The sequence below is a fragment of the Caballeronia sp. LjRoot29 genome (assembly GCF_964252755.1).
In the GTDB taxonomy this organism is placed as follows: Bacteria; Pseudomonadota; Gammaproteobacteria; order Burkholderiales; family Burkholderiaceae; genus Caballeronia.
In genome coordinates this window covers 81,142-97,300 of the sequence record NZ_CAXUPU020000021.1, presented here as the reverse complement: position 1 = coordinate 97,300, position 16,159 = coordinate 81,142, and the positions used below count along the sequence as shown (strand labels likewise).

The window sequence follows — 16,159 nt, the reverse complement described above, 5'->3', positions numbered from 1 at the left end:
ATCGAAGCAAAAATCATCGCGTGCCGAGTCGATCGTCACGCTTCAGGGAGTGAGCGCATGAAGTATTCGAACCTCGTCGAGCGCCTGCAAGGCAAGCGCACGTCTGCATGGGAAATCCATCACGCTGCACAGCAGGCTTTGCAAAACGGCGAGAACGTTATCGTCCTGAGCGTGGGCGATCCGGACTTCGCTACACCCGAAGTGATTGTCGATCGTGCTGTCGCAGCACTGCGCGCCGGCGACACGCATTACGCTGAAGTGATAGGCCGCGAGCCATTGCGTGCGGCCATCGCGCGGGATCATTCGCGTGAAACCGGTACGACCGTTGATGCGAGCAACGTGATCGTGGTCGCGGGTGCGCAGAACGGAGTTTTCGCTACTTCCCTATGCCTGTGCGAAGCGGGCGACGAGATCATTGTCCCTGAGCCGATGTATCTCACTTACGAGGCCAGCGTCCGGGCATCGGGAGCCACGCTGGTGCCTGTGGCCGTTGATCCCGCGAAGGCATTTCATCTGGACTGTGCAGCGCTTGAGGCTGCTATTACCCCGCGAACCAAGGCAATTTTCTTCGCGACGCCGTGCAATCCGACCGGCGTGGTGATGCCGCGCGAAGACCTTGAGCGCATTGCCGAACTGGCTCGCAAGCACGATCTATGGATTGTTGCCGATGAGGTCTATGCGGACCTGACGTTTGAGCGCGAGCATGTGAGCATTGCTTCGCTTGATGGCATGGCCGAGCGTACCGTTACGATTGGCAGCTTGTCCAAGTCGCATGCCATGCCCGGTTGGCGCGTGGGCTGGGTGATCGGGCCGAAGACGCTGATCGAACATCTCGGGCGACTGGCGCTTTGCATGCTCTACGGCCTGCCGGGTTTCATCCAGGAAGCGGCGTTGACCGCGCTCGAAAACCGCGCGCGGATCGTGGCGGACATGCGCGAGATTTACCGGCGTCGTCGCGACGTCGTGTTCAATCGTCTTCGCGACGTGCCCGGCTTGCATTGCCTGTTGCCCGAAGCCGGCATGTTCATGATGGTGGACGTTACCGGCACGGGCCTGGATGCCTATGAGTTCAGTTGGCAGTTATTCCGCGCGCAAGGCGTTTCGGTACTCGATGCAAGCGCGTTCGGCGAGACGGCGAGCGGTTACGTGAGGCTGGGTTTCGTCGTCGATGAAACGCGGCTCGCAGAGGCTTGCGATCGCATCGCGGCGTTTGTTGCGGGATTGAGGCGAACGGCGAAGGGTTGAACCATGTTCAAGCCGATGCTCCGTCCGGCTCTTCCGGCTCTTCCGGGTCATCGGTCCGAATCTTCGTCTCGAACTTCGGGCACTTCATCGCGTGAGCGTGTGATACCGCTCCATGGAAGCCGAGCTCACGATCAGCGGAAAGTCGAACTCGCCCGACACTTCGTAGCAGGCCATCACATCGCTTTCCGCCATCATGCGGCGCTCGAACGCGCGCAATAGCGCGTCATTCTGCTTGTCCAGTTCCACCGATACTCGACAATAGCCATGTCCTTCAGCAACACGCCATCCGCGCGCAACTGGGCGCGGTGTCGCCGCGTTTGGGCGTGTCTTAGGAGGAACGCGCTGTTCGTTGAGTTTGGAGCTAGGAAATAGAACGGAATTATCGGCTATCGGCATCTAATCGAGATTTTTTCTCGCTCGACGGTTCCTATACTGGAGCACAGCAGAAACCGAACGGACACGGGGAGATACACGATGGACACAAGCAATGCGGCGTTGGGCTTCGATCGTCAATTGACGCAATGGCGACACCGCTTTCATCGCGATCCCGAGACCGGCTTCGAGGAACACGAGACGAGCGCCTTCGCGGCGGAGGTGCTTGAGAGCTTTGGGCTTAAGGTGACGCGAGGTATCGGCGGAACGGGGTTTGTTGCGAGCCTCTCTTGCGGCGATGGTCACGGCGTGATCGGCCTGCGCGCGGAGATGGATGCGCTCAACATTCATGAGCAAGCGCCGGAGCGCACTCACGCGTCCGTTCGCGCCGGCAAGTCCCACGCTTGCGGTCACGATGGCCACATGAGCATGGTGCTCGGCGCGGCAAAGCTTCTATGCGAGCGACGTGATTTCAACGGGACCGTGCGCTTCATCTTCCAGCCCGCCGAAGAACATGGGAAAGGCGCGAAGGCGATGATCGCCGACAAACTGTTCGAGCGGTTTCCCGTCGATGAAATCTATGGGGTTCATAACATCCCAGGTTTGCGCGCGGGCGTGATTGCAACGCGGGCCGGTGGCATCATGGCGAGCGAGGATAATTTCGTTATCCGTATCAATGGGCGTGGCGGCCATGCTGCGCGACCGCATATGACCATCGATCCCATCGTGATCGCTGCGGAAATTGTGCTGGCGTTGCAAACGGTTGTATCGAGGAGCGTTGATCCCGGCGTGCCTGCGGTGATCTCCTGCACGGAGTTGTTCACCGATGGCATTCGCAACGCGATTCCGGGACAGGTGATCATCAAGGGCGATACACGCAGCTATACGCCTGATGTGCAGCGCTTGCTGGAGGGCCGGATGCGCAGCATCAGCGAGGGAATTTGCGCGGCTCACGGCGCCGAATGTTCGTTCGAATACACGCATGAGTTTGTTCCCACGGTGAACACACCTGAGTGCGTTCCGACAGCGATCACGGCAGCCGCAGCGACTGTGGGCGCTTCGAACGTGGACGGCAATGTGGCGCCCATGATGATCTCAGAAGACTTTGGCGCGTTCCTTCAGGTGGTGCCTGGGAACTTTGCGTTCATCGGTAACGGTGCTGATGGCGAGCCGGGTGCGACACCGCTTCACAACGCCCGATACGATTTCAACGATGCCGTTTTACCCATTGGCGCACGTTATCTCGCGGAGATCGTGCGTACGAAATTGCCGGCTGGCCATAGTCACGACCATAACCATAGTCAGAATCAGAGGAAAGTTTGATGCTTCAACTTAACACCAGCGCACGCCGGGGGCGCTACGACGAATCGTTTCGCAGCATCCTGAACATTCAGGCCGCCGATGAAAGCCGCGCGTGGTTATCAACGTGGGATGGATTGAACTCGGGTTCCACACCGTTGTGGCGTCTGCCGGATCTCGCAGCACGGCTGGGCGTTCGATCGATCAGCGTGAAGGACGAGGGCCATCGTTCCCCGCTTGGCAGCTTCAAGGCGCTGGGGGCACCTATTGCATTGATCCGTTTGATCCGACGCCTCTGGCCTGAGCATGATTTCGTTCCGGCGAAGTTGACCGCCGGGCATTACAAGGCGCTGCTGCGGGAGTTCACGGTCATCAGCGCGACCGACGGCAATCATGGCCGCGCGTTGGCGGCAACGGCGCGCAGCATTGGCTGCCGCTGTGTGATCGTGCTGCATCGTCACGTGAACGATGAGCGGCGCATTGCCATAGAACAGTTGGGCGCGCAGATCGTGCAGATCGATGGCAACTATGACGAGTCGGTGAAGGAAGCCGCGCGTCTGGCGGAAGCGCATGGCTGGCACGTCGTCTCCGATACCTCGTACGAAGGCTACGAAACCATCCCGCGCGATGTGATGCAGGGATACGGGACGATCGCAGCCGAAGCTATCGAGCAAGGGGGCGAAGAACCTTATACGCACGTGTTCGTTCAAGGCGGTGTGGGCGGATTGGCAGCGGGTGTTATGAGCTACTTCGCCGAACGCTTCGGTGAACAGCGGCCATCGTGCGTGATTGTCGAGCCCGTCCAGGCAGACTGCCTGTTTCAAAGCGCGCTGCAAGGCCGGGCGACGTTCGCTACCGGCTCCGTCGACTCGGTGATGGCCGGCCTTGCTTGCGGAGACGCGTCGCCGCTGGCGTGGCGTTTCCTGGCCGTTCTCGCCGATGCCTTCATGACCATTCCCGACAATGCCGCCGTCGATGCCATGCGGATCTTCGCGGAGGGTACCGTTCGAGATGTGCCCGTCGTGGCGGGAGAGTCGGGCGCGGCCGGCCTTGCGGGACTTATCCAGGCGAGCGGCAACGCGGACGATCGCGCTGCGCTTGGGCTCGATGAACGGTCGAGCGTCCTGCTGCTGAACACAGAGGGCGCGACCGCGCCGGCGTTGTATGAGCAGTTGACGGGATTGAGTTCCGACAACGTGCTCAGGGCACAGCAGCGCCAGCTACCCGTTTAGGCGACTACCGAGACCGCGGGATCGGCCGCGGCGAAGGCAGCTTCGCGATCGGCGGCGGGCGGATAAATCCACTCGGTGCAAATCTGCCGCTTGAGTGCTTTCGCCTCCGCGCCGACGAGCTTGATCTCACGATCCCAGCCTTCGGTAAATACCGCGCCCCACGAACCGAGATCGAGACACGTCACATAGACAGGCTGCCGATACGGCAAAAGCGTCGCGCCGACCAGGTCAGCCGCCACGTTGTGGCCGGCGAACCGCCCCATGTTCATCGCGTGCTGGCATGACATGAGCGCGTGATTTCCGGCGTCGTCGGTTGCGGCGAAGGCGACATCGCCGGCGGCGAAGATGTCTTCCGATCCCAATACACGCAGGTCCGCATCCACATGCAGCCGCCCGAGCCGATCGCGCTCGGCATTCAGCTTTTTCGTCAGGCCATTGGCGCGCATGCCCGCTGTCCAGATCACCGTCTTTGCATCAATGCGTTCACCGGTCGATGTGACGATCCCATCGGTGTCGATGCTGTTCACCGCGGTACCCAGACGCAGCGTGATGCCGAGTTCAGTGAATGCCTGCTCAATCACCGGCCGGGGACCGAGGCCAAGATCCGAGCCAACTGCATCGGCTTGCTCTATCACGATCACGTTGACAGATGCGTTGCTTCCCAACAGGGACCGCAAGCGAGCCGGAAGCTCAGTCGCGATCTCGATGCCCGTAAATCCTCCGCCCACCACGACCACCGTGTTGCGCGCCGGCGTATCAGGTTGATCGGCGAGCTTGCCGAGATGCGCTTCGAGAAGCGCAGCGTCCTCGATCTGGTCGATGCTGAACGCGGCTGTATCCAGGCCGGACACCGGAGGACGAAAGAGCGAACTTCCGCTAGCCAGCACAAGCTTGTCATACCGCACCGTGAACGTGTTTCCGTCCGCGCCGACGGCCTCTACCTCGTGGGCCGTCGCACGAATTTCGCTGACGCTCCCCTGGATAAAGTGAACGCCGGTTGCCTCGAAGAGCGGCAACAAGGGAGCTTTCATACCAAGCGGATTGGACTCGTGAAGACGCGGCCGGACATGAAGCATGGGCTCGGGCGCAATCAACACCACTTCGATCTGCTCTCCCGTCTTGTTTGCGATGTCCAGCAGACGAGCAGCGCCTAGCGCGCTCCACATACCGGCGAAACCGGCGCCAACAACCAAGATTCTCTTGCTGCTATCAGTCATTTTTAGTTCCATTCATTGATCAGTTCATTTCACATCGACGTCATGCGATGTGATGTGCAGGCTCGACACCAAGGGTCCGTCACATGCATAACTAGGACTGTAGTTGTCGTAGTTAAATTTTGCAAGTGCGATTGATAGACCTTGTTCATCGTAAAATGATTGCGTAGAATTCGGTAACTAGGATTTGTTGAGTCGGAGATAAGATGAGCCACATCAGTTCGGGCGTCGAATATGCGCTGCATTGCCTTTTGTATTTAACCGACGCACCCGCAGGCGTGGGCGAGGCGAGCGTGCGCGATCTGGCCGAGCTGCAAGGGTTATCGGTGGATTACGTGGCCAAGCTTTTCACGAAACTTCATAAGGCGGGATTGACCGTCGCCACGGAGGGAGCACGCGGGGGATTCACGCTCGCGCGACCGGCGGAACGGATTACGGTGCTTGACGTAGTGCAGGCCGTCGACGGTCCGAAGCCGCTTTTCGATTGCCGCGAAATCCGCGCGCGCTGCGCAATCTTTGGGGATACCGCACCCAAGTGGGCGACGAGCGGCACGTGCTCCATTCACGCCGTGATGCTGGACGCCGAGAAGCGCATGAACGAGGTGCTTGAGGCGCAGACGCTGGCGAGCCTGGCGGAGCGAACGGTCGCAAAGGCGCCGCGCACTTACCATACCGAAATCGTCAAGTGGATCGACAATCGGGCAACCAGCCGATAATTCCGCGCCAAGGCTAATCCGAGAAGCCGCTTTCGAAGGTCTTGCGCAGATAGGAGACAAACGCGGTCACTGCACGCGGCACGTGCGACGCGTAGGGCCGGACCACATAAAGCTGTTCAGCAAACCCGCCCTTGGGCTGCCACTCCGGCAGCACTTTGATCAACTGCCCGCTGCGCAGCGCGGCCTGCGCGCTGAAATCGGGCAGCAGCGCAATGCCGAGGTCATCGAGTGCGGCGTCGCGCAGCGTTTCGCTATTGTTGGCAGAAAACGGCCCGTTGATCGGCACGGTCACGCGCTCGGTTGCCGCCTTGCGGCCTGTTGCGCGTTCGAATGTCCAGGCGGGCGCCTCTTGCGCACGCGGATAGAAAAGGCAGTCATGTGCGGCCAAATCCTGCGGCGAGGCGGGTGTGCCGCGCCGGCGCAGATACGCTCGCGTCGCCACGATCACCGAGTGAGTGGCGCACAGCGTCCAGGCCACATGCGTTTCCGGCGCGGCGGCGCTGTGGCGGATCGCGAGATCGAAACCTTCGCTGGCAAGCGAACTGATGCGGTCGGACACTTCGAGCTGCACGCGTACTTCCGGATTCGCCCGCAGAAAGGCTGACAGATGCGGCACGAGTTGCTGCCGAGCGAACGCCACCGGGGCGGTGACGCGCAGCTCGCCGCGAGCGATACCCGCTGAATCGCGCACGCCCGCGAAACTCTGCGCAATCCCTTCATATTGATTACGGGTTTGATCGACGAGACGCTGACCGGCTTCCGTCAGCCGCACGCTGCGCGTTGTGCGCTGCACCAGCGAAACCCCGGCTGCGCGCTCCAGTTCTGCAATCCGCTGGCTCATGGCGGCCTTGCTTACGCCGAGCCGCGTGGCGGCGCGCGTATAGCTGCCTTGCTGCGAGAGAATGGTCAGCCAATACAGATGGGTCCAGAGCGCCTCGACGCGTTGCGTTTCCATATCTTCATTGTTCACCATAGAAAACAATCATTTCAATCATAGCGCCTTTGCAGGCGCGTCTGACGTTCTTACACTCTGAAGACTCCCATCACATTCAGGTGTCACATCATGCAAAGCTTCAGCGATCGCGCGGACGTCGGCCACTTTATCCAGGGCCGCCGTGTTCCCGGTACGGGCACGCGCACCCAGCCGATTTTCAATCCCGCGACCGGTCAGGAAGCACGCACGCTGCGTCTGGGCGATGTCGCCGATGTAGACGCCGCTGTCGCCGGCGCGAAGAAGGCATTCTTCGCCTGGAGCGAGACGCCGCCCATCCGGCGCGCGCGCGTCATGCTGCGTTTTCTGGAGTTGATGAACAAGCACCGCGATGAGCTCGCCGCGATCATCACTGCCGAGCATGGCAAGGTGTTCAGCGACGCGCAGGGTGAAGTGTCGCGCGGTATCGATGTAATCGAATTTGCTTGCGGCATTCCGCAGCTATTGAAGGGCGACTATACCGAGCAGGTGTCCACGGGTATCGATAACTGGACGACGCGTCAGGCGCTTGGCGTGGTCGCGGGCATTACGCCGTTCAACTTCCCATGCATGGTGCCGTGCTGGATGTTCCCCGTCGCGATTGCTGCGGGCAATGCGTTCATCCTGAAGCCGAGCGAGCGCGATCCGTCGGCGTCGTTGTTCATGGCGGGGTTGTTGCAGGAAGCTGGTCTGCCCGACGGTGTGTTCAGCGTGGTGCAGGGTGACAAGGTCGTGGTCGATGCGCTGCTCGTCCATCCCGATGTGAAGGCCATCAGCTTCGTGGGATCAACGCCGATCGCGAATTACATTTATCAAACGGGCGCGCAACACGGCAAGCGCGTACAGGCGCTGGGTGGTGCGAAGAATCATATGGTCGTGATGCCCGATGCGGATCTCGATCAAGCGATTGATGCACTGGTTGGTGCCGGTTATGGTTCGGCGGGCGAGCGCTGCATGGCGATTTCGGTGGCTGTGCTGGTGGGCGATGTCGCTGATAAATTGATTCCGCGACTGGCTGAGCGCGCGCGTACGCTGATCGTGAAGAACGGTATGGAGTCGGATGCTGAAATGGGCCCGATCGTCACGCGTCAGGCATTGGAGCGCATTGAAGGGTATATCGCGCTGGGTGTGGAAGAGGGCGCTTCGCTAGTCGTCGATGGACGCGGTTTGAAGGTGGCGGGACATGAAGAAGGTTTCTTCACGGGCGGTACGTTGTTCGATCACGTGACGCCTGAGATGCGGATTTATAAGGAAGAGATTTTCGGGCCGGTGCTGGCGTGTGTGCGGGTGAAGGACTTCACCGAAGCGGTGGACCTGATCAACGCACATGAGTTTGGCAATGGCGTTGCTTGTTATACACGTGATGGACACATCGCGCGCGAGTTCGGACGGCGCATTGAAGTGGGCATGGTCGGGATCAATGTGCCCATTCCCGTGCCGATGGCATGGCACGGGTTCGGCGGCTGGAAGCGTAGTTTGTTCGGCGATACGCACGCGTATGGCGAAGAAGGCGTGCGGTTTTATACGCGTCAGAAATCGATCATGCAGCGGTGGCCGGAAAGCACGGAGAAGGGCGCTGAGTTCGCGATGCCTACGGCGAAGTGAGGGGGATTTTGCGGCACTGATTGCGATCGCGATTCCAGCGGTCGATTCGTCGAATGGTCGATTAACCGGGCAGTCGTCTGTCCGACCGAAAGTTAATCGACGCACGATCAGACCGGCCGTGCCCAATCATCTTTTACGAGCGTGCCCTTGCTCGCCGGCTTGACTGTCGGCGCCGCGCTCGGTTTGACGGGTTGTGCCGCGCCGGGACCCGCGCTTTGCGGCGCACTATGCCTCCTGACGGCCTCGCCGCTGATACCAGCAACACTTAGCGAGCTGTCCCGCATCTCGATCTTCACCGGATCGCTCTTCTTCCATTGCTTCTTCGGTACCAAGAGTTTCCACTTCGAATCCCGCCCGTCATCACGGAAGAAAGCGACGATACCGACGTACTCCGCGTCGTCACTCATCGGTTCGCTGATGCTGGCGTTCGCATTAGGCCGGAGCACAAGATCCGTCGACGCAAGCAGGTCTGCCTTTAGCGCATCCACGTCATTGGTTTGCAATTGCGCGTAGTCGAGTTGATCGAACGCTTCAGGCGTCTTCAGTTGATAGATTCGCACGACCGTCGACAACGATTGTCCGGTGCCGCTGGTATTCGACGAGGATCGACTGACGAAGTCGAGATTCATGGTTTTAACCTGCGTGGTGAACGCCCATTTTGCTGCGTCAACGGTTCCGGTTTTCACTGCTTGCCCTACTCCACACCCCGCTAAAGCGAGGATGGCGCACGCCGCAGCGGCGAGTTGCGTCTGTCGGACTATCGTGGGATTCATGCTGCGTTCCATTGTTTTAATGTGTTGTGCGCGTGTTCGCGCTTCGACCGTCCCACGTGCCAAGTTGCACGCGCGTGATGGCGCCTGTCGCATAGGGCCGTTCGATTTGTTGCAACTGGCTTGTGTAGCCGAGACGAACTTGATCGGACGCGATATCCGCTCGCGGCATCAAGTCCGGCGAGACATGCATCTCCAGATGCGCGTTCGATTCGTAGCCAAGATAAAAGCGCAGCAGCGCCATGATTTCGCTGTGCATTTGACGACCGGGTGTCAGACCTAATACCGATTCGGACGTTGTCGGCGAGATCACGACTCGCGCGCAATTGCCGCGATCGTAGAAACCGCGACCCAGTACGCAGTTTTCGCCTAACGCCGTCGGCTCGAACTCGTTTAGCTGAATCCATACCGGATGAAACTCGGTGACCGTAATCGTTGCGTCGGGGATGGCGTGTTGCAGCACGCCCGCAAGACCTTCGGCCGTGCGGGTTCGCTGGCTGGCGAGTCCGAGCATTGACAGCAGCTTGCGTGTGCCCACTGTCTGCTCAATCGCCGGATGCCCAACGCCCAGTCCCACGAGGCTGACCAGGCAGCGGGACACATTGTCGGTACCCCCTTTCTTAAACCCAGCAGGGAATCGATACTTGCGCCACGCCCTGTAAAACTGCGTCGCGATCCTGTGATGGAACATGTCCAGGAACGCCGACAAAGACTCCGCGCCGTCGCGATTCTGCGCGACTTCATCGATGAAATATGACGGCATGCGGGCATCGACGCCGTAGAGTCCGAGGAAAGTCGTGCGGACGGCGGCGGGTTTCGATGCATCGTCGTAATCGAATTCGACCGCGTCAATTTCCTTGCCTGGAAATCCGAGCCGAGCGCGCGAGCGAAAGCGGACTGGCTCGTTTTTTAACGAGTCAGTTGAACCCAGTGACGGCAGATCCGGCGCGGCGAGTTCAATCAACTCACAAAAGCGCATGAAGTTCATGCGGGTTGCGTCTTGCAGCAAAGCGGGCAACAGCATGCGCTCGTCGGACACCGGAAACTCTCGATGCGGCGCGTTCAAAACGGTGCTCCCTCAGCTTTGTTATCGGGCCACGTGATCCGGTGGCCACTCGGCAACGAGACGATAACTAGCTTCGTATAGATATTCATCGTGGCGTAAAGCGCAAGGAAGCGATTCAGCATTTCGCCAAACAACGCGAGATCGCCGTCGCCCGCAAACTTGTCGCTGTTGAGCGTGACTTCGATTTCCACACCACGCAGCAACCCACCTTTGACGAGCTTCTGCAGCGGTCGATGCTTGACGTCGATGATCGCATCGATACGCCGACGGTTCAGCTCGCCATCTGTCCAGTCATAAAGCGCAAGACTGCCGCGCAGGATTTCGGCATCGAGCAGAGAGAGATAGTTGGGCGCCAGGTGCGAGAGCACGCGCCAATGAAAGCGGTCGCCCGTTGGCGGGTACACGGGCAAGGTTGGCGCCGTCAGATTTCTCACCGATGCGACATTCGTAAAGCCGCCGCGCGTCCGGTTGATACTGGCTTCGCGTAGACCCTTGCGTGGCAGCATGCCGTTTGTACCGGTCACGGAGAGAGATAGCGTTTCGTCGGGCAGCGTGGTCTCGCCCTCCCATGCATGGCCGCCCAATACCACCCACGTATCGAACCGCCCCGAAGGACCGCGTCGTGCACGGGTATGAAAGTATCGCTCGGGCATCTCATGGCGCAACATGCCGCCGCGGTGACGGAACGATGCAAATGGCGCGTACTCAAAACGCGAGCCGTTCGAGGTTTCGAAGCCTACTATCGAGTCGACCGAATACGCTTCCACAAAGTCTCCGCGTGCCTTCACCGTATGTACGCGATACTCCGTTTCGAAATGCGAGACCGTGATCGGATCGGCCTGGATGTTGAACAGGTTGATGATCGGCGTGCAGAAAAGCCGCACGTTCTCTGCCGTGAAGCGCATGTCATCCGGGTAAGGTTGCGCCAGCACGATCTCGACATCGAAGTACGGCGCGGCTTGAGGGATTGCCTGCATGTCGAGTCCCACGAGATCCACGAACATGAACTTCTCGGGGAACGTGAAGTACTCGAGCAGCAGTTGATAACCGCCGAACGCGTTGTCGGCCTTGGGCCATAGGCGCTCGTCAGCCTTGAATCCGGCCGCCTCCACGCGCAGGCCTTGCATGGTTTGCGGCAGTCCCGGACGGTCCTCGGGATAACCGGGAATGCGAACGTGAACCGCGAGCGGTGCCGCGGTCAATGCGGTGTAGAGGCTGAGCGCCACCGGTCGATCCGCATTCAGGTAAAGCCGCAGACGCGGTATGTGCATTTGCGCGCGCGGTATTTGCGGCTGCAATTCGAACCTGAACCGGATCACCGAGCGGCCATCTTCGCGTGCGTGCGCGTTGGCTTCGATCAGCTTGACCGGATACAAGTCGACCGCTTGCGTGGTGCGATAGATGCACTCGACGCTCTCTTTATCGACGTGAATTGGATCGGCCAGCACTTCAAGACCTGCTGCGAGTACTTCATGACTTTGCAGCAAACCTTCCGTGGGCGTGATTTCGAGTATCGACAGCGATGGAATCATCCGCAGATAGTGCGGCCAGAGCATGCTGACGAGTCCTTCAGTCAGCTCAGGCAATTCGTCGTCGAGTTTCTGACGCAGACGTCCAACAAGAAAGGCGAAACCTTCGAACAAGCGTTCGACGTGCGGATCGCGGTCCCCGATGCGATCGATGTTCAGCATCTTCGCGCGGTCGGGAAAGGCTTGCGCGAACTCCTTGCCGGCTTCGCGCAGATAGCGCATTTCGGCTTCGTAGTAGCGCAGGATGTCGTTATCGTTTGGTTTGTTCACGGTTTTTTTTAGGGCCTAGTCGAGCGCAACGGCGCGGGCGGCATCGATCGCGGTCAGCTCGCCAATCAACGTTTCGATGCGCTGAGCGAGCGCGGGCTTATCGGCATCCTTGCGGGTCATGCGGACTTTGAGCAGGCGCATCAGATGCTGCTTGGCTTCGAACGCGAGCGAGGGTTCCCATAGGGACAACTCGAAGCGGCTAGCGGCCGACTCCACGTTCGATAAAAGGTGCAGCGCCGTGTCCGGACGTTCGGCGCGCTCGGCGACGCGTGCCATGACCAACTGCCTGACGAATCGGTCTCGATCTCCGTCTTGCGCGGGCAGGCGTTGCAGAAATGAGAACGCGGAATCCAGTCCTTCCTTGGAGGCGAGATTGTTGGCTTTTGTTTCGGTATCCGCCCAGTCCGTGTTTGCCGATTGCGCCGCGACAGGGACTACGGTTTCACCGCGATCGATATCGCGAACGGTCGCGTAACGTGCGATCCATTCGAGTGTGGAGTCGTCGGCGAAAGGGGAGCCGTCGGAGAAGGACAGCAAGTGGAAACCGGGTAGGCGTTCGAGCATCAGCGCGCAGTCGGTTGCGGCCAGATCGCGTACGGGCGCGTACGCGCAACGTCTCGCGTCCATCGATACCCGTCTGCAAACGCTCACGCTAGAACTGGTGCAACTGGAAGTTGAATTCGCGCAACAGAAAGATGCGATTCTGACGCTCTTCGCGTTACGCGCGCGGTGGCATGCCGCGACCGATGAAAACCAGCGGCGCGACCTGCAGCCATCGATCAAACAGGCACACGATCAGCTCGCCCAACATGGCAGCGACGCGCTGATCTATGCGGAAGTCGATGAAGCCGCGATCGCGCGTGTAATCGCCGATTGGACTGGCGTGCCGGTGGGCAGTTTGCTATCGGATGAACTTGCCACGCTTCTCGAACTGGAGACGCGGCTTGGCGAGATCGTGGTGGGTCAGGACGATGCCTTGCACGCGCTTGGGAAAAGCCTTCGTGCTGCTAAAGCAGGGCTTAAGTCTGAAGATGCGCCGCTTGGCGTGTTCCTGTTGGTCGGACCATCTGGGGTGGGCAAAACCGAAACCGCGCGAGCACTTGCCGATTTGATGTTCGGCGGTGAGCGCGCATTGCTGACGATCAATCTCTCCGAGTATCAGGAAGCTCACACGGTGTCACAGCTCAAGGGCTCGCCTCCGGGTTACGTCGGCTATGGACAAGGCGGTGTGCTGACCGAAGCCGTGCGCCGACGCCCCTACAGCGTGATCCTGCTCGATGAAGTGGAGAAAGCGCACCGCGATGTGCTGAACGTTTTCTATCAAGTATTCGATCGCGGATTCATGCGTGATGGTGAGGGGCGCGTGATCGACTTCCGCAACACGGTGATCGTGATGACATCGAATCTGGGTAGCGAACTGATCATGGCTGCGCAGGAAGCGGTGACCGAAGCCGGCGGTGAGGTCACTACCGGCATGCTGATGGAAGCGATCAGGCCGACGCTGATAGAACATTTCCAGCCGGCGCTATTGGCCCGCTTTCAGACGGTTGTGTATCGGCCGCTCTCATCAGACGCAATGACCACGATCGTGCGAATGAAGCTCGCGAAGGTGGCGCAACGCATCGAGCGCAAGTTCAATGTGCCGCTTATCTGCGATGACGCGCTGATCGGCGAACTGGTGCGTGCATGTCAGTTGCCGGATTCGGGGGCGCGCAATATCGATAGTCTGCTGGATCAGCAGATCCTGCCGGTGCTCTCGCGGGAGTTGCTCATGCGTGTATCGCAAGCGCAGACCCTTCATGCGCTCAGGCTGTCGTATTCGGACGAAACCGGAATTGCTGTTGATTTCGATGAAGCACCAAGCGATGTCCGTGCGATGCCGATCAGCGAGGAAGTCGCGCCATGACCCGCGGCGGCCCTGGGCTGTTCGAGGTGGTGACGGGCCATTTTGCGAACGGTGATCCCATTGGCCTGCATGATAGGAGCACTCAAACGTTTCTGTCGGTGCGGGACAACATCCAGCGGATTCTCAACAGCCGCCGAAATAGTCTCGCGCATTTGCCCGACTACGGTTTGGGTGACCTGTCGACGATTTATCGTCACATGCCGGCGTCGGCGCATACGCTTCGGCGCGAGATTGAAGACACGTTGCTCAAGTACGAGCCCCGTTTGAAGTCGATCGATATAGCGTCCGCCGATCCGGAGGACGGCATGTTGCTCAGCTTTACGATGACCTGTGAATTGCACCAAGGCGGACTTGTGCGCTATGGCACGTATTTCACGCCTGAGGGACAAGCACGGTTGACGACGCGTGAGGATATTGACCGATAGCCGGCCTTTGGTGGGGCGTGGCATTAAAAGCTAACGTGGGCAGGATGGACATCGAGGTAATAGAATATCCCGACTAGGCCGAACACTGCCATCGGCAGCAGATTTTCCACCCCCACCCGCGCGAGCAACCCACCCCTCCATGACCCACCTCACTCCCTCGCCGATTCAAACCTGGCACGCCCACATTTACTTCGACGCAACTACTCGCGACGCCGCCTGGCAATTCCGCGAGAAAATCGCGGCGCATTTCGGCGATACCTTGCAACTCGGCCGGTTCCACGAGAAGCCTGTCGGCCCGCACCCGAAATGGTCGTACCAGCTCGCTTTCGAGCGTGCGCAGTTTGCGGATATCGTCGAATGGTTGACGCTGAATCACGGCGAGCTAGACATTTTCCTGCATCCGAATACCGGCGACTCGCTGCGAGATCACCGCGACGCGGCTGTGTGGATTGGTCACTCGCACAAGCTCGTTCTGGACATCTTCGCGGCCTGAGCCTGAGTAAAACCTCAAGCACGCAAGCCCACCTCAAGAACCCCGCGCGTTCCTGAACCCGCCCGGCCCGACCCCATACGTGTCCTTGAATTTTTTGCTGAACGCCGATTCCGACTGATAGCCTACATTGTCGGCAATCTCGGCAATGCTCTTCGATGTACGCATCAGCAAGGTCCCCGCAAGCTGCATACGAATGCGGGTGAGCAAGGACATTGGCGAGTCTTCCGTTAGCGCGCTGAAGGTCCGCATATAGGTGGCGCGTGACATAGCCGATTGTTGCGCCAGCATTTCGATCGTCCATCGCTCAGCCGGGCGTTCCAGCATCGCAATCAACGACGTCCCAAGCCGCGGATGCGCGAGCAACGCGAGCACATCGGTAGTGGATGGCTGCTGCTCAAGATGCGCCCGCAGCAGCAGAGTAAACAGCGCGGTGGACAGTGCCGACACAATCGAAAACGCACCGGGCGCTGCCTCGCTTGCCTCCTTGCGCATCACGCCGACCATATGCGTCAGGTCGGGGACATCGGCGCGGGCGAAGGACATTTTCACGAGATCCGGCAGCACGTCGATGAGTAATGCATCCGCCGCGTAGTTAAAGCGTCCGCATAACAAATCGAGGCTCGCGGCATTCGGCCCGCAATTCGACCGGACCGTCACCACGCCGTTATTGTGAGTCTCCATCTCACGGCGTTCGCTGTCGTTTGTTAAATCGAGTCCCTGCAGCACGTGGGCATCGCCGCGCGGCAACATGACAATGTCACCGGTTTCCAGCAGCTCATTCGCTTGCCCGCGGAATTTGAGGAGACAGCTTCCGGCGAGCACCACGTGATACACCGCTTCGCTCGGCGGAGCGGGCGGATGGTCCAGTTCCCATTCCCCGCTCAGAAGGCAGCGCAGGTCGAGCGCGCCTTGCAGGCGGGATAACTGGATCAGTCGGTCGAGTGCATCCATGGTTGAGCGGACAGGCGCAAGTAGTAAGGCATGAAAGGCGGCTTAGCGATCTTACCGGAGAACAAAGCCCGCGATGATCGGCCGGAATTTGCGCGA

The 16,159-nt window shown here is 59.7% G+C and carries 14 protein-coding genes and 2 pseudogenes; 8 read left to right on the top strand and 8 right to left on the bottom strand.

Features of this window, described 5'->3' with window-relative positions:
* Positions 1-57 precede the first annotated feature (57 nt).
* Complete coding sequence (locus ACSQ83_RS22025) at positions 58-1,245, top strand: pyridoxal phosphate-dependent aminotransferase (protein WP_436229607.1); 1,188 nt, start codon at positions 58-60, stop codon at positions 1,243-1,245.
* Between the two features lie 84 nt (positions 1,246-1,329).
* Here the strand turns inward: ACSQ83_RS22025 and ACSQ83_RS22020 are convergent, their stop codons facing one another.
* Complete coding sequence (locus tag ACSQ83_RS22020) at positions 1,330-1,491, bottom strand: Lrp/AsnC ligand binding domain-containing protein (RefSeq protein WP_436229606.1); 162 nt, start codon at positions 1,489-1,491, stop codon at positions 1,330-1,332.
* A gap of 228 nt (positions 1,492-1,719) precedes the next feature.
* Between ACSQ83_RS22020 and ACSQ83_RS22015 the strand changes: the two genes are divergently transcribed.
* Both ACSQ83_RS22015 and ACSQ83_RS22010 read left to right on the top strand, forming a co-directional pair.
* On the top strand, positions 1,720-2,940 hold the full coding sequence (locus tag ACSQ83_RS22015) for a M20 aminoacylase family protein (RefSeq protein WP_436229605.1): 1,221 nt from the start codon (positions 1,720-1,722) through the stop codon (positions 2,938-2,940).
* A complete protein-coding gene (locus ACSQ83_RS22010; protein WP_436229604.1) occupies positions 2,940-4,148 on the top strand; it encodes a diaminopropionate ammonia-lyase in 1,209 nt (402 codons plus the stop codon). The genes ACSQ83_RS22015 and ACSQ83_RS22010 overlap by 1 nt, the downstream gene beginning before the upstream one ends.
* On the opposite strand, the gene ACSQ83_RS22005 is transcribed toward ACSQ83_RS22010, so the two are convergent.
* Entirely contained in the window at positions 4,145-5,365 is a 1,221-nt protein-coding gene (locus tag ACSQ83_RS22005) for an NAD(P)/FAD-dependent oxidoreductase (protein WP_436229603.1), read from the bottom strand. The genes ACSQ83_RS22010 and ACSQ83_RS22005 overlap by 4 nt on opposite strands.
* A gap of 203 nt (positions 5,366-5,568) precedes the next feature.
* Here ACSQ83_RS22005 and ACSQ83_RS22000 point away from each other — a divergent pair, with 203 nt between their 5' ends.
* Positions 5,569-6,078: an RrF2 family transcriptional regulator gene (locus ACSQ83_RS22000; protein WP_414955044.1), complete on the top strand. Its 510-nt coding sequence runs from the start codon at positions 5,569-5,571 to the stop codon at positions 6,076-6,078.
* 13 nt (positions 6,079-6,091) lie between these two features.
* Here the strand turns inward: ACSQ83_RS22000 and ACSQ83_RS21995 are convergent, their stop codons facing one another.
* Entirely contained in the window at positions 6,092-7,033 is a 942-nt protein-coding gene (locus tag ACSQ83_RS21995; RefSeq protein WP_436229631.1) for a LysR family transcriptional regulator, read from the bottom strand.
* A gap of 108 nt (positions 7,034-7,141) precedes the next feature.
* On the opposite strand from ACSQ83_RS21995, the gene ACSQ83_RS21990 reads away from it, so the two are divergent.
* Positions 7,142-8,653: a CoA-acylating methylmalonate-semialdehyde dehydrogenase gene (locus ACSQ83_RS21990; protein ID WP_436229602.1), complete on the top strand. Its 1,512-nt coding sequence runs from the start codon at positions 7,142-7,144 to the stop codon at positions 8,651-8,653.
* A gap of 107 nt (positions 8,654-8,760) precedes the next feature.
* Here ACSQ83_RS21990 and tssJ read toward each other — a convergent pair whose 3' ends face one another.
* The 4 genes and pseudogenes from tssJ to ACSQ83_RS21970 form a co-directional block, all read right to left on the bottom strand.
* Positions 8,761-9,426 carry a type VI secretion system lipoprotein TssJ gene (gene tssJ / locus ACSQ83_RS21985; RefSeq protein WP_436229601.1) on the bottom strand — a complete coding sequence of 222 codons (666 nt, stop codon included), beginning with the start codon at positions 9,424-9,426 and terminating at the stop codon, positions 8,761-8,763.
* A 16-nt stretch (positions 9,427-9,442) separates the two neighbouring features.
* Entirely contained in the window at positions 9,443-10,447 is a 1,005-nt protein-coding gene (gene tssG / locus ACSQ83_RS21980) for a type VI secretion system baseplate subunit TssG (protein WP_436229630.1), read from the bottom strand.
* Positions 10,448-10,485: 38 nt separating this feature from the next.
* On the bottom strand, positions 10,486-12,288 hold the full coding sequence (gene tssF, locus ACSQ83_RS21975; RefSeq protein ID WP_436229600.1) for a type VI secretion system baseplate subunit TssF: 1,803 nt from the start codon (positions 12,286-12,288) through the stop codon (positions 10,486-10,488).
* 15 nt (positions 12,289-12,303) lie between these two features.
* Positions 12,304-12,894 (bottom strand): annotated as a pseudogene (locus tag ACSQ83_RS21970) (type VI secretion system domain-containing protein); the annotation flags it as partial.
* Between the two features lies 1 nt (position 12,895).
* On the opposite strand from ACSQ83_RS21970, the pseudogene ACSQ83_RS21965 reads away from it, so the two are divergent.
* From ACSQ83_RS21965 to ACSQ83_RS21955, 3 genes and pseudogenes are all read left to right on the top strand, one after another.
* Positions 12,896-14,194, top strand: a pseudogene (locus ACSQ83_RS21965) (AAA family ATPase); the annotation flags it as partial.
* Positions 14,191-14,619 carry a type VI secretion system baseplate subunit TssE gene (tssE, locus tag ACSQ83_RS21960; RefSeq protein WP_414953619.1) on the top strand — a complete coding sequence of 143 codons (429 nt, stop codon included), beginning with the start codon at positions 14,191-14,193 and terminating at the stop codon, positions 14,617-14,619. The pseudogene ACSQ83_RS21965 and the gene tssE, both read left to right, overlap by 4 nt.
* 139 nt (positions 14,620-14,758) lie before the next feature.
* Positions 14,759-15,112 carry a DOPA 4,5-dioxygenase family protein gene (locus ACSQ83_RS21955; protein WP_436229599.1) on the top strand — a complete coding sequence of 118 codons (354 nt, stop codon included), beginning with the start codon at positions 14,759-14,761 and terminating at the stop codon, positions 15,110-15,112.
* 33 nt (positions 15,113-15,145) lie between these two features.
* Here ACSQ83_RS21955 and ACSQ83_RS21950 read toward each other — a convergent pair whose 3' ends face one another.
* Positions 15,146-16,063 (bottom strand): AraC family transcriptional regulator, encoded by a 918-nt coding sequence (locus ACSQ83_RS21950; RefSeq protein ID WP_436229598.1) that lies wholly within the window; start codon positions 16,061-16,063, stop codon positions 15,146-15,148.
* Positions 16,064-16,159 lie beyond the last annotated feature (96 nt).

What these genes read in the sequence shown, in the direction of transcription:
- tssG (WP_436229630.1), bottom strand. Translation starts at nt 10,447, where the DNA reads ATGCTGTTGCCCGCTTTGCTGCAAGACGCAACCCGCATGAACTTCATG.
- ACSQ83_RS21955 (WP_436229599.1), top strand. Translation starts at nt 14,759, where the DNA reads ATGACCCACCTCACTCCCTCGCCGATTCAAACCTGGCACGCCCACATT.
- ACSQ83_RS22010 (WP_436229604.1), top strand. Translation starts at nt 2,940, where the DNA reads ATGCTTCAACTTAACACCAGCGCACGCCGGGGGCGCTACGACGAATCG.
- ACSQ83_RS21990 (WP_436229602.1), top strand. Translation starts at nt 7,142, where the DNA reads ATGCAAAGCTTCAGCGATCGCGCGGACGTCGGCCACTTTATCCAGGGC.
- ACSQ83_RS22005 (WP_436229603.1), bottom strand. Translation starts at nt 5,365, where the DNA reads ATGACTGATAGCAGCAAGAGAATCTTGGTTGTTGGCGCCGGTTTCGCC.
- ACSQ83_RS21950 (WP_436229598.1), bottom strand. Translation starts at nt 16,063, where the DNA reads ATGGATGCACTCGACCGACTGATCCAGTTATCCCGCCTGCAAGGCGCG.
- ACSQ83_RS22025 (WP_436229607.1), top strand. Translation starts at nt 58, where the DNA reads ATGAAGTATTCGAACCTCGTCGAGCGCCTGCAAGGCAAGCGCACGTCT.
- ACSQ83_RS22015 (WP_436229605.1), top strand. Translation starts at nt 1,720, where the DNA reads ATGGACACAAGCAATGCGGCGTTGGGCTTCGATCGTCAATTGACGCAA.
- ACSQ83_RS21995 (WP_436229631.1), bottom strand. Translation starts at nt 7,033, where the DNA reads ATGGAAACGCAACGCGTCGAGGCGCTCTGGACCCATCTGTATTGGCTG.
- tssE (WP_414953619.1), top strand. Translation starts at nt 14,191, where the DNA reads ATGACCCGCGGCGGCCCTGGGCTGTTCGAGGTGGTGACGGGCCATTTT.
- ACSQ83_RS22000 (WP_414955044.1), top strand. Translation starts at nt 5,569, where the DNA reads ATGAGCCACATCAGTTCGGGCGTCGAATATGCGCTGCATTGCCTTTTG.
- tssJ (WP_436229601.1), bottom strand. Translation starts at nt 9,426, where the DNA reads ATGAATCCCACGATAGTCCGACAGACGCAACTCGCCGCTGCGGCGTGC.